Origin of the sequence: Streptomyces sp. NPDC057900 (assembly GCF_042887885.1) — a bacterium.
Lineage (GTDB): Bacteria > Actinomycetota > Actinomycetes > Streptomycetales > Streptomycetaceae > Streptomyces.
This window is the reverse complement of the sequence record NZ_JBHVOI010000002.1, coordinates 167495-187349: the sequence shown is the minus strand read 5'-3', so window position 1 is coordinate 187349 and position 19855 is coordinate 167495. Positions and strand designations below refer to the sequence as shown.

Genomic DNA, 19855 nt, shown 5'->3' with positions numbered 1-19855 from the left:
ACATAGGCTCTGGGGCATGACCAATGACGTCTTCGGGGACGTCCCGGCCGGGGTGGGCGCCATCGTCGTCGGGAACTTCCCGCTGGCGGCCGGGCAGTGGTTCGTCCCGCACCACCACCCGCAGCACCAACTGGCCTGGGCGCGGCGCGGAGTGCTCGGCGTCGCGGTCGACGACGCCCACTGGGTCCTGCCGCGCACCACGGCGTTGTGGATACCCGCGGGCGTCGTGCACCGGACCGGCGCGACCCGTGACGCGGTCCTGTGCAGCCTCTACTTCCAACCGGACAGGTGCGACAAGGACTGGACGGAACCCACACCCGTCGCCGTGGACGGGCTGCTGGCCCACCTGATCGCCCACCTCGGCCGCGACAACCTCCCCGACGAGCAGCGGTTGCGGGCGGAGGCGGTCGTACTGGACCTGCTGCACCCCCTGCCGGCCACACCCATCGACGTACCCGAGCCCACCGACGCACGCGTCCGCGCCGTGGCCGACGCACTGCTCGCCCGCCCCGACGACCCCCGGGGCCTGGAGGCGCACGCACGGGCGGTGGGCACCAGCCGACGCACCCTCACCCGGCTCTTCGTCCAGGACACCGGCATGAACTTCGACCGCTGGCGCACCCATGTCCGGCTGCGCGCGGCGCTCCCCCTGCTCGCCGAGGGCCTGCCCGTCTCCCGGGTCGCGCACGCCGTGGGTTACGCGACGCCGAGCGCCTTCCTCGCGGCGTTCCGGCGGACGGTCGGCACCTCGCCGGGGCGCTACCTCAACGGCGACGCGTCGTCCGAGCCGCTCGGGCCAGACTCCTGACCCCTGATCATCTCCAGCAGCAGGCCGTGCGTCTCCCGGTCGGCCGCGACCACCAGTCCCTCGGCTCCGGTATGAAGCGGCTGGCCGTGAATGCCCGTCACCACGCAGCCCGCGGCCTCGCACAGGGCGATGCCCGCCGAGAAGTGCACGCTGTCGCGCAGCCGCCCGTCCGTCACGTACGCGGCCCGCCGCCCGGCCGCGACCCAGGCCACGGCAAGGGTGCTGGAGACGACGCGCGGCCGGAAGTGCTCCCCGAACTCCGGTGCCGCCAGCAGCCCGACCGCCCGGAAGCCGGGTGCGTTGGGGAACGGCGGGTCGAGGTTGACGTCGACCAGCCGCGACCCGGACGAGGGCGCCAACTCCTCATCCGCCCCGTCCCTGCGGAGGCGGGCGTGCTCTCCGTCCGTCCAGAACACCTCGCCGCCGAACGGATCGGCCGTCGCCGCCGCCGTGATGGACGACCCTTCGCGCAGGGCGACGTTCACCGCGACGACCATCGTGTTCACGGCGTAGTTCAGCGTGCCGCACAAGGGGTCGACCAGCCACCTGCGTTCGGCGCCGTCCGCTCCGGTGCGGCCGCTCTCCTCACCCGTCACCGCGTCATCGGGCCGGGCGGTACGCAGGACGTCCAGGATGGCCTTCTCCGCGGCGAGGTCGGCGGCCGTCGCGAAATCGCCGCCGCCCTTGTCGAACCGCTGCGGCGATGTCCCGTACATCTCCCGGACCACCGCCGCTCCCGCCCGCACCGCTCTGACGGCCAGTTGCGCGTCGCTTTCCGTGTTCATGCAGAGCATGAACACGGGGCTATCCGCGCCCATTCCCGGCGCGGCACGGCACCCCTTCGTACCCTCACCGAGGCAGCTGCCCTTCCCGGTTGACCTCCGTCACCCGCGCCCGCAGCACGAGCCCCGGCGACGCCGGCCGGACGGACTCGGGCGGGCAGTCCCACTCCGGGCCACCACCGGGCGGCCGCAGCCGCACATACGGCCCGACGCGCCCCGTAACCCGGCCCACCCGCCCGTCCCGCACATCCACGGCGAACGAACCCGGCTCCGGCGTACACGCCTCCAGCCCACCGCCCTCACCCGCCATGACCAGCCGCCTTTCCGTCCAGCACCCCGCTCAGCCGCCGCACCGTGTCCACGTTGCAGCGCCCGAGCTCGATGAGCACGCCCGGCCCGCTCCCCGCACTGGAGACCGGGTCGACCCGCAGCGAAGGCAAGGTGATCCCGACCCCCGCGAGCCCTTCCCGCAGCCGCTCGACCGCCTCTTCCGCCTCCCGCACTCTGCCTGCCGTAACCATGCGCCGATCCGTTGTCGTCATGATCCATTCCTTCCACGCTGAGTAATGTCAATGCATACCCAGCGTGGCCAATCTCTCGTTAGCCTGGAAGAGGTGCAGTTCCAACAACCGCTGGTGCGTCACAGGGAGTTGTCATGCCGGGTCCCAGAAAGCTCGATCCCTCCTCCTCACCCCGCGCCCTCCTGGGCGCCGAACTGCGCCACAGAAGAGAGGCCGCAGGCCTCTCCCAGTCGGAGCTGGGCGCCCCGCTCTTCCTCAGCGGCTCGTTCATCGGCCAGCTGGAGTCCGGGGTACGCCGCATGCAGATGGACCAGGCGGAGAAGTTCGACGAGATGCTCGGCGCGGACGGCTTCTTCGTCCGGAACTGCGAGGCGCTGAAGAAGTCCAAGTACCCGGACCATTTCGCTGAGGCAGCGGAGGCAGAAGCTCGCGCCTCGACGATCAAGGAGTACGCGCCCCAGCTCATCCCGGGTCTGCTCCAGTCGGAGCCATACGCACGTGCGGTCTTCCGCGAGTATCAGCCGACGGCTGTCACCAGCGTGATTGACGAGTTGGTCTCAGCCCGGCTGGACCGGGCACAAATCCTCTCCGATCCAACACACCCGATGTTGTGGGTGGTACTGGACGAGGCTGTACTACGTCGGAGGGTCGGCGGACCCGAGGTGATGTCAGGGGCCCTGCGCCACGTCGCAGCGCTCATGCGGCAGCGTCGGATCATCGTCCAGGTTCTACCGTTCTCAGCAGGCAGTCATGCGGCGATGGGTGGTGGACTGAAGCTCATGGCCTTCCCCGACGCTCCCCCACTCGCATACCTGGACGGGCTCGGATCGGGCCAACTCCTAGACGATCCCAGCGCAGTCGCCGGCTACGGACTGACCTACGATCTGGTGACGGCCAGCGCGATCTCACCGGCAGCGTCCCTGGCCTTGATCGAGTCGGTGGCGGAGGATTACGACCATGAAGCTCAGCAGCTCTGACTACGGCCATTCCATGGCTACCTGGCGGAAGTCCACGTACAGCGACGGCAGCGGCGGCAACTGCCTCGAAGTCCTCGACGGCGTACCCGAGGCCGTCCCCGTCCGGGACTCCAAGGTGAGCGACGGCCCGGTGCTGATGTTCCGCGTGGCTGCCTGGCAGTCCTTCGTGGACGACCTCAGGTGAGCTAGCGCGCACCGACACCGCCCGCCCCGCCCGCCCCCGTCTCGCGCGCTACGCGACGGGCAGTGCCCCCGCCCCTGACCAGCTCAACTCGGGCCGGGCCGGGGAGCACGGCCTCAGCAGCAGTCGCGGATCGCGGAGTGCCAAGTCCTGCTGGAACAGGCAGCGTCCGCCGGTCCGACTCGCGGCGGAGCGGATTCGGCCGGCCGTGTCCCGGCGCCATCGCTGGTGCGGACGGCCGTCGCACGTCGACACGGTGACCCGCTGCGAAGCGGCGGTGAGGCACTGCCGGCCGGCTCCCGACTCGATGGTTCCGGCGTGGACGCGCCAGGACTGGTCGGCCCGGCCGGTGCAGTTGAAGGTGGCCGCTTCCCGCGCCCGGTCGGCGCCCCGCCCGCCACCCGCCGAGCCGAGGCAACGCTGGTACCGGCCCGTCGCGTTCGCCAGCCCCATCGCCGACACGATCTCCCCCGGACGCACCACCCGGGGCTTCACGGAGTACTCCCGGTACGTCCACTGCAAGTATTTCCCGTTCATGTAGTGGCCGGCCGGGCACGACTTGGACATGCATCCCTCGCCCACTCGGTAGGACTGGAAGAACGCGTCCTTCTGACGGGACAGGAGGGGGCCGAGGTCCTCGGGGAGGCGGGACATGTCGTAGCCCAGGAATCCGGTCGCCGTGACACGGGTGATGCCCGGGAGGCCGAAGGCCACCCGGCGGAGGTACCTGGCGGTCACCCCGTGATCGCTGTGATCGGCCCCCGGCCAGTAGGTGTGACCGAAGTCCACGTTGTCGTAGTCCAGCGTGAGGATCCGGCTGATCCTCTCCTGCCGGGCGAGAGCGGTGAGGACCGCGACGAGGTGCGGTTCCGTATAGCCCGGCGACCCGTCCACCGGCCGGATGGACGCGATCTCGCCGCGGAAGAGTTTCAGGAGGCTCTGGTGGCCGTAGCGCGGGTATCCGATGCCCACGGGTTGTCCGTCGGGAAGCCGGAGGAAGGAGAGCCGTACGTCGAATTCACCGTTCAGCGTGAACGAGGCGATGCGGTGGCCTGCCGCCTGGACGTCATGCCGTGTCCAGCGGTCCGGGACGCCCGCCATCTCGGCGTACGCGGCTCGCACCCCCTTCTCCCTGTCCTGTACGACATCGCCCCGGTTGTACGGGTGCCCGGCGTCCCCTGCGGTCAGGTAGACGGTGCTGAACGCGCACTTCGGCCCGATCTCCCGCTGGATCACCGGATTGACGAACAGCAGGTCGTCGTCCTGGTGGGCCACGCCCACCATCGTGCGCCCACAGACCCGGGGACCGGTTTCCGCGCCGAACAACCGGGGCCCCTCAAGCAGCGAGGTGTTGACGCCCCCGGACGTTCCGGGAGACCAGCCGAGTGCCAGGAGGACGAGGACGGCGACCACCGCCAGAACGGGCACGACCCACAGCAGAAGCCTCCACCGCCCGGCGCCCGTGCCCGCCTTCCGGACCGCATTCACCACAGGCATCCCCGGCACACACCGCCTCGCTCGACGTCCTTGCGCGTTTCGGCCGATTCTCGGCGCGCTCCGCCCTTCCCCGCGCACCACCGGGCCGGTGCGACACCGGTTCGCCCCGGAAGCACGCATCGGCGTAGCCCGTTCGCGTCGCCCCTGAACGGCGTTGGCGTGTGCGGAACGCCGGCCGCCGGACAGCTGAGGTAGAAGGGAAAGGAAGAGGGAAACAGGCGACCATCAGCCGGTCCGTACCGCCGGCGGGCGGCCGGGGACCGAGGGCGGGCGGCCGGGGAACGAGGACGGGCGCCGCGTGGGCGAAGGAGAACGGTCGGCGAACAGCACGGGCACCGGGCCCCGTAGGCCTCGGTCCGTGCCATGGGCCTACCTCCTGTGCGTGTTCCCGTTGGGGCTCCTCGCGACAGCCGCGTACTTCGCCCGCTGGGTGCGTCCGAGCGGCGACGAGTGGTGCTTCCTGCCGGTCATCCGGGATCACGGGCTCGCCGGGATGGTCAGGAAGTTCTACGTCGACGACAACGGCCGGGCCATGAACGGCGTACTGGTCTGGCTCTACGGGAGCTCCGGTGTGCGCGGGCAGCAGTGGTACGCCCCGCTCAGCGTCGTGATCACGCTCGGAATTCTGTGGGCGGTGACCGAACTGGCGCTGCGCCGGGCGGCGTTCACCGTGCCGCGCGGGGTTCCGCTGTTCGTGGCGTCCATGGTGGCGGTGGTGTTCCTTCTGGGGTCGCCCAACACGTACAAGACGTTCTACTGGCCCGCCGCGTCGGTCTCCCACACGCTTCCTCCGTTGCTCGCCTGCGCGGCGGTGATTCCGTTCCTGCTCGCGCGGTCGCGCCGGGGCAGAGCCGTCGCGCTGGGCATCGCCGTGGTCATCGGCCTCTGCATCGGGACGCTGTCGGAACAGACCACGGTCGTGGCGCTGGTGGTGCTGGCCGCCGCGCTGGTGATGACCTTCTGGGCGGCGGACGAGCGGCAGCGCCGACGCCTGCGGATCTGGTGTGTGGTGGGGTTCGCGGGAACGGTCGCCGGGGCGCTGATCCTGGTGACGTCTCCCGGGTCGCGGCATCGCAGGGGCCGGTTCGGTGCGGCGAGGGACACCTCACTGATCGCCCCGGACTCGCTGGCCGGAACAGCCCGGAACTTCTGGCACATCATGATCGACACGATCAGCTCATGGCCGTACCTGGGGGCGATCGCGGCCGGCGTGCTGCTCGGCCTCGTGATGAGGGCCGTCGGCGGCGCCCGGCCGGACCCGCCGCGCCGCCCGGTGCTGCTGGTGTGCGCCGGAGCCGTCACGTTCCTCGTCGCCGGCTACCTCGCCACACTCCTCGCCTACCCCGTGTTCCGCTCCGGGGTGGTGGAATCCACCCGGCTCTGGAACGACTTCCGCTTTCTGTACATCGTCCTGCTCACCGGCCTCGGCACGCTGCTGGGGCAGGCGCTCCAGGGAGTCCGGCTGCCCGCCGGGTCCCTGCGGTGGGCGGCCGCCGCGGTGTGCGCCGCCGTGTGCGTCGGGCTCGCTCCCCCGCTCGTCCACCTCGGCGACCAGGTGAGGACGCGGGCGCACGACTGGGAACGCCAGGACACCTGGCTGCGCGCCCGGGTGGCGCGGGGTGCACGGGTACTGCCGTACACGCCGACGCCCATCGGCGACATGACGGAGCCGTTCGGCAACGGGAAGAGAAGCTGGTCGACGAACTGCGTGGCCCGCTATTACCACCTGACGCGGGTGGACTACTCCCCCCAGTTGCCCTGAGGGCGCGCTGCGGGGTCTGTGAGTGGCGCGAACGGGTGTCCGGGCCGGTCCGCCTGTCGGCCGCGCGTCCCCAACTAGAGCGGACCGGACAGCCCTTAGGGCCTGTCGTTGTGCATGATCTGGATCAGGTTGCCGCAGGTGTCGTCCAGGACGGCGGTGGTGACCGGGCCCATCTCCGCCGGTTCCTGGGTGAAGCGCACGCCGAGTCCGCGCAGCCGGTCGAACTCCGCGTGCACGTTGTCCACGGCGAAGGAGGTGGCCGGGATGCCGTCCTTGAACAGTGCCGTCGTGTAGGGCTTCACCGCCGGGTGGCCGTTGGGCTCCAGCAGCAGTTCGGTCCCGTCGGGGGCGTCCGGCGAGACCACGGTGATCCAGCGGTCGGCGCCGACCGGTACGTCGTGCTTCAGCACGAAGCCCAGCACGTCCGTGTAGAAGCGCAGGGCCTTCTCCTGGTCGTCGACGAAGACGCTGGACAGGTGGATCCTCATGGGCGCTCCCGTGGATGAGGGTGGTCGGATCGCGGCACTCGCCCCTGAATCGTGGCACCCGCCTCTGACAGTCCCCCGTTCAGCGCTGGTCGGCGCGGAAGATCTCACTCTCACGCACCACGGCGAGGGCGAACGCGAGACGCTTGTCCAGCGGGCAGCCGTGCTTGATGAAGTACCAGCGGTCGCCCTCGGTGGTGCGCGGGAAGGTCAGCACCTCCTGCCCGTGCTCCCCGTCCGCCGCCCCGAGCACCCAGACCAGCGGCGTCAGGCCGCCCCCCTCGGAGCCCGCCGTCTCGTCGGACCCGAAGGACAGCACGGAGTCGACGACGCCCTCCACGACATTGCCCACCCCGCGCCCCAGGGAGGCCTTCACACCGCCCTTCGCCCAGTTGCGGGGGGCCACTATCGCCGGGTGGCCGGGCTGTTCCAGCCACAGGCCGTGCTGGCTGAACCGCTTGGAGACCGGGGTGCGGCGGACGGCGCCGAGGTCCTGCCCCGCGGCGCCGGTCACCCGGTAGCGGTCGGAGCCGTCCGGGAGCACCGTGCACAGCAACTGCCGGGCGGCCTCGTCCTCGAACAGCCGGAACCCGCCCTTGGCGAGCGTCACGGCCGGGTCCTCGGGGACGATGTAGACGCCGGGGACCATGTACACAGTGCCCCCGCGCATCCGCATGAACCGCACCGCGTGCGCGCCCTCGCCCCGCGTCGACTTCCGCACGGTGCGCCGCATCATCCGCCCGACGGTGAACTGGGTGATCGCATCCCAGTGCTCCGGCTCGAAGGGCTCGACCTGCCGGTTCCTCCCGAACGCCATGCGCTTCCCCTCCCGTGTCACCGGATCCCGTGTCACCGGATTTCCCTCCGGTGACACGACGATACGATCTGGAATTGGACGCCCCACCGGAGGTATCCCCATGGTGTTCCACCATGTGCGGACCGTCATGGTCTTCGCTGATGACCCGTCAGCGTCAGCGGCCTGGTGGGGTGAGCTCCTCGACGCTCCCGTCAAGACCGACATCAGCCCCACGGGCGACGTGTACGCGAGCCCCTTGGACATCGAGCCGGGCCTGCGTATCGCCCAGCTGCGGGACCCGTTCGGCACGATCATCGGCATCGACGGCCGCTGATCCCGGAACGTGCGGATGCCCGGCGCCCCCTGGTCGGTGGGCATGCCGGGCATCCGCGCGTTCTCCAGCTGACGTCTCATGACTCCGAAGCCTCCGTGCGGAGTTCCCCGAGACCGTTCGTTACGGTGTGCCGTATGGGATCCGACGCCACCGACCAGCCACGACGCAGCCGCCGGGAACGGCCGGCCAAGCCCGCGCTGTCGCGGGACGGGATCGTGGCCACGGCGGTCGGGATCATGCGGTCCGAGGGCCTGGCCAAGGTGACCATGCGCCGCCTGGCGCAGGAGCTGGACACGGGTCCGGCCTCGCTCTACGTGTACGTCGCCAACACGGCCGAGCTGCACGCGGCGATCCTCGACGAGCTGCTGGAGCCGTTGCGGGCCGAGGACGGCGGCGACTGGCGCGAGCGGCTGGAGGGGCTGCTCACCTCGTACACGACCACCCTCTTCGCGCACCCCGGCCTGGCCCGCGCCGCGCTGGTGATCCAGCCCAGCGGCGCGCACTACCTGCGGCTGGTCGAGTCGCTGCTCGCGCTGCTCGACGAGGGCGGCATCCCGCCCGCCCAGGCGGCCTGGGGCGTGGATCTGCTGCTCCAGTACACGACCGCGACGGCGGCGGAGCAGGCGACGCGGGACCAGTCCGCCGACACCCAGGCCGTCTGGGACTCCCTCACGGACACCCTGCACGGAACCTCGGACCGCACCCACCCGCACATCGCGGACCTCGCCACGCGCCTGGTCTCCGGTACGGCGGAGCAGCGCATGTCGTGGGGCATCGCGACCCTGATCAACGGCATCCGCGCCACCCCGGTGCCCACGGGGGACGCCCCGGACCGTCGGGACCGGGTGTGAGCGTCGGAGACAGCGATCGGGCAGCGGCACGGATGCCTGAATCACCCTTGCCCGGGGGTTTCGTCAACGCGGTCGTCCGCGTCGGGGACACGGTGCGGCGTCCGGCCTCGGCAGAGTTCGTGGTTGATCTGCTGACGATGCTCGAAGCGGCCGGCTGGAGCGGCGCCCCGCGCCATCTCGGTAGGGACGACGAAGGCCGTGAAGTCCTCGGATACCTCGATGGCCATGTGGCGTGGGAGCCGGACCAGCCCCCCGCTGTGTCGTCGGACGAGAGCTTGGTGGCGGTCGCCCGGCTCGTGCGTGAGTTCCACGACCTGACGGCCGGCACCATGCTGGCCGGTGACCAGGAGGTCGTGTGCCACAACGACCTGTCGCCCAAGAACACCGTCTACCGGCTCTCCGGTGGCCTGCTCCGACCGGCCGCCTTCATCGACTGGGACCTGGCGGCACCGGGCGCCCGCGTCCACGACGTCGCCCATGTCTGCTGGCAGTACCTCGGCCTGGGCCCTTCGGTCACCGACGTCCAGCAGGCGGCGCGACGCATGAGGCTGATCGCCGACAGCTACGCGCTGGCGGACCGGCAACCGCTCGTGTCCACGGTGCTGTGGTGGCAGGACCGGTGCCGGCGAGGCATCGAGGCCCAGGCCGACGCGGGTGACGCCGCCATGATCCGGCTCCGTGACACGGGGGCGGTGAGGCACGTCCAGGCGGCCTTCCAGTGGGTCTCCGATCACCGGGGCACGCTGGAACGCGCACTGCGGTGAGCGCGCGGGTGCAGCCGGGAGCCGCGCGGGGAAACCCGTTTGCGGGCCGCAGCCGGTCGCGGCTAATCTCGCGGAGGCCGTGCGAGAGAACGAGGAGGTGGTACCCGTGAACACAGAACTGACATGGGTGCTCTCCTCCGGGGTCACGGTCGGGCGATAGGTCGTCCGGGAGCGCCGTTCAGCAGCACTCCCGAAAGGCACGACCATGCGATTCACTTCTGAGCAGCGCCTCGACGACGGCGTCCTCGAACGCGAATTCACCCTCGGCGAGATTCCCGGCCTCCTGTGGACCTCCGGGACCGCACCCGCCCCGTTGATCCTCATCGGCCACCCCGGCAGCCTGCACAAGCGGCTTCCCCGGCTGGTGGCGCGGGCTCGCTACTACGCGGCGGAGCACGGCTTCGCGGTGGCGGCCATCGACGCTCCGGGCCACGGTGACCGGCCCCGTTCCGCCGACGACGAGCAGGCCCGCGCCGATCTGCGCCGGGCGTTGCAGGCCGGCGAACCGGTCGACGAGATCGTCGACCGGCTCCTCCTCCCCCTGGTCGAAGGGGCGGTCCCGGAATGGCGGACCACCCTGGACGCCCTCCTCGCGCTGCCCGAGATCGACGGCCCTGTCGGGTACGAGGGGCTGACCGCCATCGGCATCCGCCTGGCGCTGGTCGAACCGCGCGTCGCGGCCGCCGTCTTCTTCGGCATGGGCTTCGTCCCCGGCGTCGTACGCGAGGAGGCCCGGCAGCTCACCCTGCCCCTGCAGTTCCTGCTCCAGTGGGACGACGCGGGGATGGAACGGCAGCCGGTCCTGGACCTGTTCGACTCCTTCGGCAGCCAGGAGAAGACCCTGCACGCCAACATGGGCGGGCACTCCGGCACACCCTGGTTCGAGACGGAGGACGCCGCCCGGTTCTTCGGCCGCCACCTGAAGTGACCGGTACAGCGGGGTAGTCCGCCGGGTCCGCCCGGCCGGGCGGGGTGCCGCTCATCGAGAAATCGCCCGGGGCTCAAGCGTCGAGCTCCGAGCGCTCTTTCAGCGGAATGGTGGGTGGGTCTGAATACCCACCCACCCACCCTGACCGGCTAGTTGACCATTTGTGACCGACTTGCGACCGATGGTAGCGACGCTCTAGCGTCAGCGAAACCAAGACGGCCCCCGTCGGTGCAGAAACACCTAACAGGGGCCTGACCACTTCGATCGTCAGGACCGATCTCATGGCTGCCAGCCAGCTTAGTGCCGCCCCCTCCCCTGTGGCCGTACCCCGGCCCACGCTTGACCACCCGATGGCCAGTCCCGGGTACGGCAAACGTTCCGCGCCCGGCCAACGCCCGCGCACAGACCACGATTTCGCGCACCTGTTGCCCCGTGACGCCGCTGTCGCCGCGTACATCGACGGCCTGTGCGACGGTGCCGACATCTCCGTGAAGACCCTCGCCAAAACGCTTCCCTACGGCCAGTGCGCCCTGCGCACCACGCTCAACCGCCTCCAGGAAGCAGGCCACCTGCGCCGGGGCAGCGAATGCATCGCGACCGAGGAAGCACTGCTCTGGGTCACCCGGACGTTCTTCTCCCGCACCTGGCACGACGACGACTGGTGGGACGCCTTCATCCGAGGCGACGTACCCCAGGACCAGGACCAGGAACGGACCCCTCAACGCCCCACCCGCTCCCGCTCGTTCATCCTGCTCGCCGCCCTCGGCCGCCACACCCCCACGCTCACCCTCTCCCAGGCCGACTGCGTGACACTGGAACCCCAGGTCACCGAATGGTTCGACCGCGGCGCCACCGAGCTGGAAGTCCTGCACGCCCTGACCGAGGGCCTGCCCGCACGCATCCACCACCCCGCCGCCCTCCTCCGCCGACGCCTGCTGGACAAGCTCCCGCCTGTACGCGAAGCCTCCCCCGCCCCACGGGTCGTCCTACGCACCCTGGAATGCCGCGAATGCCGCGCCCCCGGCAACGCGTCCGCCATGCCCGGCGGACTCTGCGCCACCTGCCGGGGCGACGCCCCCACAGCTCCCCACGGCCCCACAGACGCCGTCCCCGACCACGGCGTACCCGCCAGGATGAGCGCGGTACGAGCCGGACTCGTACCCCGCGCGGAGCGCGGACGGCGGTGAGGCCGGAGCGTCGTAGCTGACGTGTGGGGACGCGCGTCAGGGCCGGGATTTCGCGCATGCAGGACTCTTGACTGGGAAAAGTGGAAAGCCAGTTGCTCTAGACTGAGCAACCTCTCAAGAGCCCCGAGAATGGATCAACCGCATGACCCAGATCGCTCGGCAGGGCGCGAGGAACTCGCGAATTAAGAATCCCACGGCACCCAAGATCTCGGCCAATCCACGATTGGCCGAGATGCCCCAGGACAACTTCGAACACGATGCAGTCATCAGGGGGGTGCGTTACGAGGGGACCAGCTTCGCCGGCCTCTCGGTCGAAGCTCTGGAAGCCGAGGGGTGCAGCTTCGAGAGCGTGCGCTTCACCGGCACTGACCTGCGGCAAACCCAATTCAGCGATTCGGTGTTCGAGACCTGCGACTTCGCTCAACTGGTCACGCAGGACGTCTCGCTCATCCGGTGCATCGTCACCGGAAGCCGAATCACCGGGGCCTCGTGGAAGTCCGGGACATTCCGTGACGTGCGCATCGAGGGCAGTCGAAGCAGTCCGGCGATGTACCGGCACATGAAGCTCTACAGTGTCGTATTCAGCGATTGCAAAATGACCGGTGCCGACTTCCAGGCAGCCGAGATGCACAATGTGCGCTTCGAGAATTGCGACCTCACCGGAGCGCAGTTCGCAAATGCCAAAGTGGGCGTCGTCCGCTTCGAGAATTGCACCCTCATCGATGTGGGCGGCGGCGCCAGCCTCAAGGGGGCGACGGTGCAAGGCCCAGGGTCGATGGAGCTGGCCCTGAGCCTTGCCCGCGAAGCGGGAATCCTGTTCGAACCGTAGGCCGTCAGGCAGTGACCGGCAGGTAGCCCGCGTACGCCCCGCTGGAGGTCGCGTGGGCTACCGCCTCGAAATCGATGCTCTCGCCGAAGGCACACAGCTCGTCCAGCAGCATCCGCCCGTACGGGGTGAAGTACTCGCGCTGATTCTTCAGGTCCGCGCACGCGTCCCGGAGCGAGGCCGTGTAGAGGTCAACGAGGGTCGTCTTGCCCTGGTGATGCTCCATGTACATCAGAGGAACGGTCACGATGGCGGCGTGGAACGCCTTGTCGAGCGGTCGGCGCTGGCCGATCTTCACCGCTGACAGGGCGTGGTACTGGTCCGCATCGAGCTCGCGCGAGGACAGGGTGAAGGTCCCGTAGATCCGTTGGGGCGGACGCCCCCTCAACACCGCAGCCTGACCAACCGCGAACTTACACAGCCACAGCGCATCATCGGTTCGCTCGTGGCCAAGCGCCGACGACCGAAGTGATTTGAAGATGATCTCGGTCTTGCAGACCCGGAGCCCCGAACGGGGCCGGTTCAGGAGAAGGACGGCGCCGGAGGAGAATGGCTCAGGAGGCGGACGGCTCGATCTCCCCGGCGAAGACGATGACCTGGTCGATGAGGCTCCGCCGCAGATGGACGACGTCCGTTCCCGCCAGGCGGGGGCCTCCGTCAGGCGTCGTGAAGACCCACTGGTACCGGGCCCACTCGTCCGGCATGTCCACCGCCGAACAGCGCACCATCGTGCCGGTCCCCGCGGGGTGGCGCCGGATGTCCAGCACGAACCGCTCGACCGCCTCGATCCCCTCACTGCGGCCCAACGGCCCCCAGAAGACCACGTCCGAGGTCAGGGCCTGGGAGAGCAGCGCAATCACATAGCTGTCGTCCGAAGCGTTGAACGCGGAGATGAACGTGTCGATCGCGGATCGCGCGGTCTCTTCCTGCATACACCAGTAATACCACTCGCCTCGCGGACCGCGCTCGTCCCTTGAGCCGTCTCCCGACCACGGTGAACCGTCCCGGTCACAGCATGAGATGTGGGTGCCGAAAGCCCTGCCGCGCAGCCGAGTTGGCAGGAGTGGCGGGGTCTTCGACGCAGGACGCCGGACGGTCCTCAGCCCTCACGGCAGCAGCCGTTGCTCCTTCGCCACGGCTACCGCCCCGGCGCGCGTGTCGACGCCGAGTTTGTCGTAGATGCGGCCCAGGTGGGTCTTGACGGTGGCCTCGCTGATGAACAGGGCGCGGGCGATGTCGCGGTTGCCCAGGCCCCGGGAGAGCTGGCCGAGGATGTCGCGTTCGCGGTCGGTGAGGGTGGGCAGCGGTTTGCGCATGCGGGCCATGACGCGGCTGGCGACGGGCGGCGAGAGCGTGGTGCGGCCCTGGGCGGCGGAGCGGATCGCGGTGAAGAGTTCCTCCGGGCGCTCGGCCTTCAGCAGGTAGCCGGTGGCGCCCGCCTCGATGGCGCGGGTGATGTCGGCGTCCGTGTCGTACGTGGTGAGGACCAGGACGTGGGCGCCGTCGGTGCCGGTCACGATCAGGCGGGTCGCCTCGACGCCGTCGATGCCCTTGCCCAGCTGGAGGTCCATCAGGACGACGTCGGGGGCGAGGCGGGCGGCCAGGGCGACGGCCTCCTCGCCGCTGCCGGCCTCGCCCACCACCTCGATGTCGGGTTCGCTGCCCAGGAGCGCGAGGAGTCCGGCGCGTACGACGGCATGGTCGTCGCAGAGCAGGATGCGGACGGGCGGGTGCGCGGCGGTCATGCGGGGTCCCGGGGGGTGTGGGCGGCGGATGGTCCGTCGGTGAGGGGGACGGCGGCGGTCACCACGGTGCCCTCGCCGGGTGCGGATTCGATCGTGAGGCTGCCGCCGAGCTGACGCAGCCGGGCGCGCATCGCGGGCAGTCCGTGACCGCGTACCCCGCCGGGTTCCCCGTTGTGCGCGGCGGGTGCGAAGCCGTGGCCGTTGTCCGCGATGTCGAGGACGATCCGGTCGTCGAGGTGGGTGAGGGTCAGGGCGGCCTCGGTGGCGCCCGCGTGCTCGGTCACGTTGGCCAGGGCGCCCTGGGCGATCCGCAGCAGCGCGGACTGCACCCGGTCGGGCAGCGCGGCGGCGGGTGCGCCCTCCACGTGGCAGCGGACGGTCAGCCGGCCCTGCGCCTGCGCCGTCTCGCGGGCGGCGAGCGCGTGCAGCGCCGCGTCCAGGCCGCCGCCCTCCGCCAGGTCCGCCGGGGCCAGGTCGTGGACGAAGCGGCGGGCCTCCGCGAGGTTGCGTTCCGCGATGCCGGTGGCGGTACGGATGTGGCGGCGGGCGGTCGCCGGGTCGGTGTCCCAGGTGCGGTCGGCGGCCTGGAGCAGCATCTGCTGGCTGGACAGGCCCTGGGCGAGGGTGTCGTGGATCTCCATGGAGAGCCGCTGGCGCTCCGCGAGCGTGCCCTCGCGCCGTTCGGTGGCGGCCAGCTCGCGGCGGGTGCGCAAAAGGTCGTCGATCAGCTCGTTCTGCGTGGCGGCCTGGCGCTGCATGTGGACGAAGACGGCGGTCGCGACGGCGGCGACGGCGGGCGGGGCGAGGATCAGGTTCGGGTCGAAACCCTCGGCCAGCCGCAGTTGCGCGGCGACCACGAACAGGGTGAGCAGCGCGACCAGGGCGAGCGCGGCGCGCGGCGGCAGGATGCGCAGCCCGGTGTAGAACAGCGGCACCGCGCACCACGCGAAGCTCGGCGCGAGGACGACCAGCACCATCCACACCGCGACCAGCGCCCCCAGCCAGAGCAGGCTGCGCGGTGTCGGGCGGGAGCCGAGCACCGGGCCGATCACGTACAGCGCGGCCAGGGCGACGGACAGCCCGATGATCCACGGGGTACGGGCCTCGCCGGGGTGGCGCAGCAGGAACCGGGTCAGCGAGGCGCCCAGGAGCAGGAAGAACGCGGCGTGCATGAGGAGGGAGAGCCCACGGGTGCCCGGGTCCCGCCGCTCGTGGAGGGAGAGCCCGGGGGCGGTGGCAGGGTTGCCCCGCTCGTACGCGGACAGCCCACGGGTGCCTGGGGCGCCGGGCTGCCCGGCGGCGCCCGTCGGCCGGTTTCGCCGCTCCACCCCTTACCCCCTTCTCCGGGCCGTGCCCCGTTCCGCGGCACCGCTGCTGACCTGCGCGGACATTCCATCGTCACCCCGATCGGCCACCGCCGCATCAACCGATCGGCCGATGGGGCCGTCAGCCGTCCCGCGCGCGGTGTCCAGCCGGTACGCCGACCGTACGGCCACGGGACCGGCCGGAGCATTGATCTCAGAACGCAGGAACACCCAGGCCACTCCAGAGGAGCCCACCATGAAGAAGATGTCGCTGCGCACCCGTGTCCTGACCGGTGCCGTCGCCGCCGCCGCTCTCGGCGCCGGCACCCTCGGTGCCGTGTCCGCGAACGCCTCCGCCCCGGCCGCCGCGCCCGCCGCCGCCGTCAAGGCCGACACCGCGAACCGGAACCTCCAGCAGTCCACCCACCTGACCGTGGACGCCGCGTCGAAGGCCGCGCAGGCAGCCCTGGACGCGGCGGAGAAGGAGCACCAGAAGGTCGCCGTCTCCGTCGTCGACCGCAACGGCAACACCATCGTCACCCTGCGCGGCGACGGCGCGGGCCCGCAGGCGTACGAGTCCGCCGAGAAGAAGGCGTACACCGCCGTGTCCTGGAACGCGCCCACCTCCGAGCTGGCCAAGCGGCTGACCCAGACCCCGAACCTCAAGGACATCCCTGGCACCCTGTTCCTCGCGGGCGGCGCCCCGGTGCAGGTCAAGGGTGCTCCGGTCGCGGGCATCGGCGTGGCCGGGGCGCCCAGCGGCGACCTCGACGAGAAGTTCGCCCAGGCCGGCGCCGCCGCCCTCGCCAAGTAGTCACCACCACGTACGGGAGACCGACATGAACGCCCTCGATCAGCAGCTGCTCGACGCCGCACGCACCGGCGACACCGATTCCGTGCGGACCGCGATCGAGGGCGGTGCCCGGGTGGACGTCCGCGACGAGGAGCTCCGCACCCCGCTGCTCCTGGCCGTCCACGGGGATCACGTCGAAGCGGCCCGGCTGCTCGTCGCGGCGGGCGCGGACCCCGACGCGCAGGACCGGCGGGAGGAGAGCCCCTGGCTGGCCACGGGCGTCACCGGCAGCGTCCCGATGCTGCACGCCCTGCTGCCGGCCGGGCCCGATCTGAAGCTCCGCAACCGGTTCGGCGGCATCGCGCTGATCCCGGCGAGCGAGCGCGGCCATGTCGGCTACGTGCGGGAGCTGCTCCGGGTCACCGACATCGACGTCGACCACGTCAACCGGCTGGGCTGGACGGCGCTGCTGGAGGCCGTGATCCTCGGTGACGGCGGCCGGGCGCACCGGCAGATCGTCGAGCTGCTGCTGGCGGCGGGTGCGACGCCGGGGCTGCCGGACGGTGACGGGGTCACGGCGCTGGAGCACGCGGAGCGCCGCGGCTTCGCGGAGATCGCGGCGCTGTTGCGGGACACGCGGTGAGAGCCCGTCACGCCGGGAAGTCCCGTCACCCGGTGAGGGCCCGTCACGCGACCGTGGCCCTCGCGGCGGTGGCGGTCCTCGCGGGCTGCGCGGCGGACCGGACCGGCGCCGCGGACCCGGCCGCCGCGTCGCCGCCCGCCACAACCGCCGCGCAGAGTCCCACCGCGAAGCCCCCCGCCACGGAGGACGGCACGCTGCTCGTCGCCGACTTCGGCGGGGACACCGTCACGTTCGTCGATCCGAAGCGCGGCGCGTTCGACCGGGTCGAGGTCGGCACCGCCCCGTACGGGCTGGCCGTCGGCGCGGACGGGCGGGCCTGGGTGGCGACGGCCGAGGGCGTCGCGGTCGTCGACACGAAGACGCGGACCCGGACGGCCCGCATCCCGTACCGGACGGCGACCGGCCCCGTCACGACCGGCGAGTACCGGGGCGGCGGCATGGGCATCGCCCTCGCGCCCGACGGCCGGCACGTCTACGTGGGCGTCAACGTGCCCGGTGCGAACGGGGTGCTGGAGGTCATCGACACCGGGACCCGCGAGGTCACCGGCACCGCTCCGGTGGGCCGCCGCCCCTTCGACGTGGACGTGTCGCGCGACGGCGGCGAGGCGTATGCCACCGGCCACGACTCCTTCGACGTGACCGCCGTCCGTACGGACACGCTGCGCACCCGGCGGATGGAGGTCGCCCCGTACGGCACGGAGGGCGGTCTCGGCTCCTGGCTGAAGCCGCACTACGCGGCCGTACGGCCCGGGGACGGCAAGCTGCTGCTGCCGTTCGAGGGCGAGCGGCTGGCGGTCCTCGACCCGCGCACCGGGAAGGTCGCCGTCGAGCGGATGACGGCCAACACCCACCAGCACGGCACGGCCCTGACCCCCGACGGCACCCTGCTCGTCGTCGGCACCGGCCCGATCGCGTCCGACGACGAGGACGCGTCGCTGACCGTCCGCGCCCCCGACGGCACCGAACGCGTCGTCCCCCTGGACGGTCCGCACGAGGACGTGGCGGTCTCCGCCGACGGCCGCACGGCGTACGTCACCGGGGGCTTCACCCGGGACGGGTACTGGAACGGGCTGACCGTCGTCGACCTGGCCGGTGACACCGCTCCGGTCCGGCTCGCGGCGGGCAACCGGCCGCTGGGGATCGCGGTGCTCTGAAACCGTGGTCCGGGCATCCCCCTACTCCGACATTCCGCACATAGGATCATCGGCGTGGATCTGGATCTGGACCAAGCCGCCCCAGCACGCACACCCCGCAGGGCACACACTCCCCACAGGGCCGCGGTCCTGCTGCTCGCCCTCGGTCTCCTCGCCTCCGCCTGTACCGGCGGGGTGCAGGGCAAACCGGGCGCCCCCGGGGTGCGCGACCCGTACTTCCCCAAGCTCGGCAACGGCGGATACGACGTCACGCACTACGGCCTCACGCTCGATGTCGACCCGGACGAGCAGACGCTGCGCGGCACCGCCGAGATCACCGCGCGCGCCACCCAGGACCTCAGCTCGTTCAACCTCGACCTCGACGGTCTCACCGTGGACTCCGCGACCGTGGAGGGCAGGCCCGCCGCCGTCAACCGGGCGGGCAGCGAGCTGACGCTGCGTACGGACCCGAAGGCCGAGGACCGGCTCCACAAGGGCGAGACGTTCCACACCGTCATCCGCTACTCCGGCTCCCCGAAGACCATCACCGACCCGGACAAGTCGAAGGAGGGCTGGCTGCCGACCGACGACGGCTCCGTCGCCCTCGGTGAGCCGACCGGCTCGATGGCCTGGTTCCCCGGCAACAACCACCCGAGCGACAAGGCCACGTACGACGTGTCGGTCACCGTCCCCAAGGGGCTGACGGCGGTCTCCAACGGGGTGCAGGCCGGGCCGCCGACGACGGAGCGGGGCCGCACCACGTACCGCTGGCACACCGCGGAGCCGATGGCGAGCTATCTCGCGGTGCTGGCCGTCGGCAGGTTCGAGACGAAGACGTCGACGATGGCGGGCGGCATCACGGTGTTCACGGCCGTGGACCCGGAGTCGGCGGCGGCGAGCGCGAGGACCGTGGCCCGGGTGCCCGAGGTCGTGAAGTGGGAGGCGGAGCACTTCGGCCCGTACCCGTTCGCCGCCACGGGCGCGATCGTCGAGCGCGAGAACGACGCCGGGTACGCGCTGGAGACGCAGAACCGGCCGTTCTTCCCCGGGCCGCCGAGCGTCGGGCTGCTGGTCCACGAGATGTCGCACCAGTGGTTCGGCGACTCGGTCACGCCCGCGAGCTGGCGGGACATGTGGCTCAACGAGGGCCTGGCGACGTACGCGGAGTGGCTGTGGGAGGAGGAGAAGGAGGACACCCCGGCCCAGGAGTCGTTCGACGAGGCCTACGCGGACGACGACAACTGGGCCTTCCCGCCCGCCGATCCGCCGTCCGCGTCCCACATCTCGGACGCGCCGGTCTACGGGCGGGGCGCCATGGTCATCCACAAGATCCGCGAGGCGGTCGACGACGACAAGAAGTTCTTCGCGCTGCTCGCGGGATGGACGAAGGCCCACCGGCACGGCAACGCGACGACGGCGCAGTTCACCGCGTACGTGGAGAAGGCGACCGGCCGCGATCTGACGGAGCTGTGGAAGAAGTGGCTGTACGGCGGGAGCCGGCCCGCCGCGAACGGCTGACCGGCTCCCGGGAGCAACGA

At 71.1% G+C, this 19855-nt stretch carries 24 protein-coding genes; 14 read left to right on the top strand and 10 right to left on the bottom strand.

Annotation, left to right across the window (positions count from 1 at the left end):
- Window positions 1–16 precede the first annotated feature (16 nt).
- On the top strand, window positions 17–808 hold the full coding sequence (locus ACFVQ0_RS07980; protein WP_390085732.1) for a helix-turn-helix domain-containing protein: 792 nt from the start codon (window positions 17–19) through the stop codon (window positions 806–808).
- On the opposite strand, the gene ACFVQ0_RS07975 is transcribed toward ACFVQ0_RS07980, so the two are convergent.
- From ACFVQ0_RS07975 to ACFVQ0_RS07965, 3 genes are read right to left on the bottom strand one after another with little or no spacing between them, the layout of a single operon-like run.
- Window positions 760–1602: an inositol monophosphatase family protein gene (locus ACFVQ0_RS07975; protein WP_390085730.1), complete on the bottom strand. Its 843-nt coding sequence runs from the start codon at window positions 1600–1602 to the stop codon at window positions 760–762. The genes ACFVQ0_RS07980 and ACFVQ0_RS07975 overlap by 49 nt on opposite strands.
- Window positions 1603–1657: 55 nt before the next feature.
- Window positions 1658–1900 (bottom strand): hypothetical protein, encoded by a 243-nt coding sequence (locus ACFVQ0_RS07970; protein ID WP_390085728.1) that lies wholly within the window; start codon window positions 1898–1900, stop codon window positions 1658–1660.
- Window positions 1890–2132: a hypothetical protein gene (locus tag ACFVQ0_RS07965; protein ID WP_390085726.1), complete on the bottom strand. Its 243-nt coding sequence runs from the start codon at window positions 2130–2132 to the stop codon at window positions 1890–1892. Before ACFVQ0_RS07965 ends, ACFVQ0_RS07970 begins: the two co-directional genes overlap by 11 nt.
- Before the next feature lie 113 nt (window positions 2133–2245).
- Between ACFVQ0_RS07965 and ACFVQ0_RS07960 the strand changes: the two genes are divergently transcribed.
- Window positions 2246–3088 carry a Scr1 family TA system antitoxin-like transcriptional regulator gene (locus ACFVQ0_RS07960; RefSeq protein ID WP_390085724.1) on the top strand — a complete coding sequence of 281 codons (843 nt, stop codon included), beginning with the start codon at window positions 2246–2248 and terminating at the stop codon, window positions 3086–3088.
- Window positions 3069–3272 (top strand): DUF397 domain-containing protein, encoded by a 204-nt coding sequence (locus ACFVQ0_RS07955; RefSeq protein WP_390085722.1) that lies wholly within the window; start codon window positions 3069–3071, stop codon window positions 3270–3272. Before ACFVQ0_RS07960 ends, ACFVQ0_RS07955 begins: the two co-directional genes overlap by 20 nt.
- Window positions 3273–3320: 48 nt before the next feature.
- On the opposite strand, the gene ACFVQ0_RS07950 is transcribed toward ACFVQ0_RS07955, so the two are convergent.
- A complete protein-coding gene (locus ACFVQ0_RS07950; protein WP_390085720.1) occupies window positions 3321–4697 on the bottom strand; it encodes a ricin-type beta-trefoil lectin domain protein in 1377 nt (458 codons plus the stop codon).
- A gap of 427 nt (window positions 4698–5124) precedes the next feature.
- On the opposite strand from ACFVQ0_RS07950, the gene ACFVQ0_RS07945 reads away from it, so the two are divergent.
- Window positions 5125–6528 carry a DUF6056 family protein gene (locus ACFVQ0_RS07945; RefSeq protein ID WP_390085718.1) on the top strand — a complete coding sequence of 468 codons (1404 nt, stop codon included), beginning with the start codon at window positions 5125–5127 and terminating at the stop codon, window positions 6526–6528.
- Between the two features lie 95 nt (window positions 6529–6623).
- Here the strand turns inward: ACFVQ0_RS07945 and ACFVQ0_RS07940 are convergent, their stop codons facing one another.
- Window positions 6624–7016: a VOC family protein gene (locus ACFVQ0_RS07940; protein WP_390085717.1), complete on the bottom strand. Its 393-nt coding sequence runs from the start codon at window positions 7014–7016 to the stop codon at window positions 6624–6626.
- Between the two features lie 79 nt (window positions 7017–7095).
- Window positions 7096–7830 (bottom strand): hypothetical protein, encoded by a 735-nt coding sequence (locus ACFVQ0_RS07935; protein ID WP_390085715.1) that lies wholly within the window; start codon window positions 7828–7830, stop codon window positions 7096–7098.
- Window positions 7831–7930: 100 nt separating this feature from the next.
- Between ACFVQ0_RS07935 and ACFVQ0_RS07930 the strand changes: the two genes are divergently transcribed.
- From ACFVQ0_RS07930 to ACFVQ0_RS07905, 6 genes are all read left to right on the top strand, one after another.
- Window positions 7931–8143 carry a hypothetical protein gene (locus ACFVQ0_RS07930; RefSeq protein WP_390085714.1) on the top strand — a complete coding sequence of 71 codons (213 nt, stop codon included), beginning with the start codon at window positions 7931–7933 and terminating at the stop codon, window positions 8141–8143.
- Between the two features lie 134 nt (window positions 8144–8277).
- Window positions 8278–8994: a TetR/AcrR family transcriptional regulator gene (locus ACFVQ0_RS07925; RefSeq protein WP_390085711.1), complete on the top strand. Its 717-nt coding sequence runs from the start codon at window positions 8278–8280 to the stop codon at window positions 8992–8994.
- 32 nt (window positions 8995–9026) lie between these two features.
- Window positions 9027–9758 (top strand): phosphotransferase, encoded by a 732-nt coding sequence (locus tag ACFVQ0_RS07920; protein WP_390085709.1) that lies wholly within the window; start codon window positions 9027–9029, stop codon window positions 9756–9758.
- A 205-nt stretch (window positions 9759–9963) separates the two neighbouring features.
- On the top strand, window positions 9964–10686 hold the full coding sequence (locus ACFVQ0_RS07915; RefSeq protein ID WP_390085707.1) for an alpha/beta hydrolase: 723 nt from the start codon (window positions 9964–9966) through the stop codon (window positions 10684–10686).
- Between the two features lie 350 nt (window positions 10687–11036).
- Complete coding sequence (locus ACFVQ0_RS07910; protein ID WP_390085705.1) at window positions 11037–11873, top strand: hypothetical protein; 837 nt, start codon at window positions 11037–11039, stop codon at window positions 11871–11873.
- 142 nt (window positions 11874–12015) lie between these two features.
- Window positions 12016–12702, top strand: a complete 687-nt coding sequence (locus ACFVQ0_RS07905) for a pentapeptide repeat-containing protein (RefSeq protein ID WP_390085703.1) — start codon at window positions 12016–12018, stop codon at window positions 12700–12702.
- 4 nt (window positions 12703–12706) lie between these two features.
- Here the strand turns inward: ACFVQ0_RS07905 and ACFVQ0_RS07900 are convergent, their stop codons facing one another.
- The 4 genes from ACFVQ0_RS07900 to ACFVQ0_RS07885 all read right to left on the bottom strand — a co-directional run bounded on the left by ACFVQ0_RS07900 (window position 12707) and on the right by ACFVQ0_RS07885 (window position 15709).
- Window positions 12707–13087 carry a hypothetical protein gene (locus tag ACFVQ0_RS07900; protein WP_390085701.1) on the bottom strand — a complete coding sequence of 127 codons (381 nt, stop codon included), beginning with the start codon at window positions 13085–13087 and terminating at the stop codon, window positions 12707–12709.
- Window positions 13088–13253: 166 nt separating this feature from the next.
- Window positions 13254–13631 (bottom strand): nuclear transport factor 2 family protein, encoded by a 378-nt coding sequence (locus ACFVQ0_RS07895; protein ID WP_376423921.1) that lies wholly within the window; start codon window positions 13629–13631, stop codon window positions 13254–13256.
- Window positions 13632–13805: 174 nt separating this feature from the next.
- Window positions 13806–14444: a response regulator gene (locus ACFVQ0_RS07890; protein ID WP_390085699.1), complete on the bottom strand. Its 639-nt coding sequence runs from the start codon at window positions 14442–14444 to the stop codon at window positions 13806–13808.
- A complete protein-coding gene (locus ACFVQ0_RS07885) occupies window positions 14441–15709 on the bottom strand; it encodes a sensor histidine kinase (RefSeq protein ID WP_390087704.1) in 1269 nt (422 codons plus the stop codon). Before ACFVQ0_RS07885 ends, ACFVQ0_RS07890 begins: the two co-directional genes overlap by 4 nt.
- Window positions 15710–16004: 295 nt before the next feature.
- Here ACFVQ0_RS07885 and ACFVQ0_RS07880 point away from each other — a divergent pair, with 295 nt between their 5' ends.
- The 4 genes from ACFVQ0_RS07880 to ACFVQ0_RS07865 all read left to right on the top strand — a co-directional run bounded on the left by ACFVQ0_RS07880 (window position 16005) and on the right by ACFVQ0_RS07865 (window position 19835).
- On the top strand, window positions 16005–16562 hold the full coding sequence (locus ACFVQ0_RS07880; protein WP_390085697.1) for a heme-binding protein: 558 nt from the start codon (window positions 16005–16007) through the stop codon (window positions 16560–16562).
- Window positions 16563–16587: 25 nt separating this feature from the next.
- On the top strand, window positions 16588–17184 hold the full coding sequence (locus ACFVQ0_RS07875; RefSeq protein WP_390085695.1) for an ankyrin repeat domain-containing protein: 597 nt from the start codon (window positions 16588–16590) through the stop codon (window positions 17182–17184).
- Window positions 17181–18338 carry a YncE family protein gene (locus ACFVQ0_RS07870; protein ID WP_390085693.1) on the top strand — a complete coding sequence of 386 codons (1158 nt, stop codon included), beginning with the start codon at window positions 17181–17183 and terminating at the stop codon, window positions 18336–18338. The genes ACFVQ0_RS07875 and ACFVQ0_RS07870 overlap by 4 nt, the downstream gene beginning before the upstream one ends.
- Window positions 18339–18404: 66 nt before the next feature.
- Entirely contained in the window at window positions 18405–19835 is a 1431-nt protein-coding gene (locus tag ACFVQ0_RS07865; RefSeq protein ID WP_390087702.1) for a M1 family metallopeptidase, read from the top strand.
- Window positions 19836–19855 lie beyond the last annotated feature (20 nt).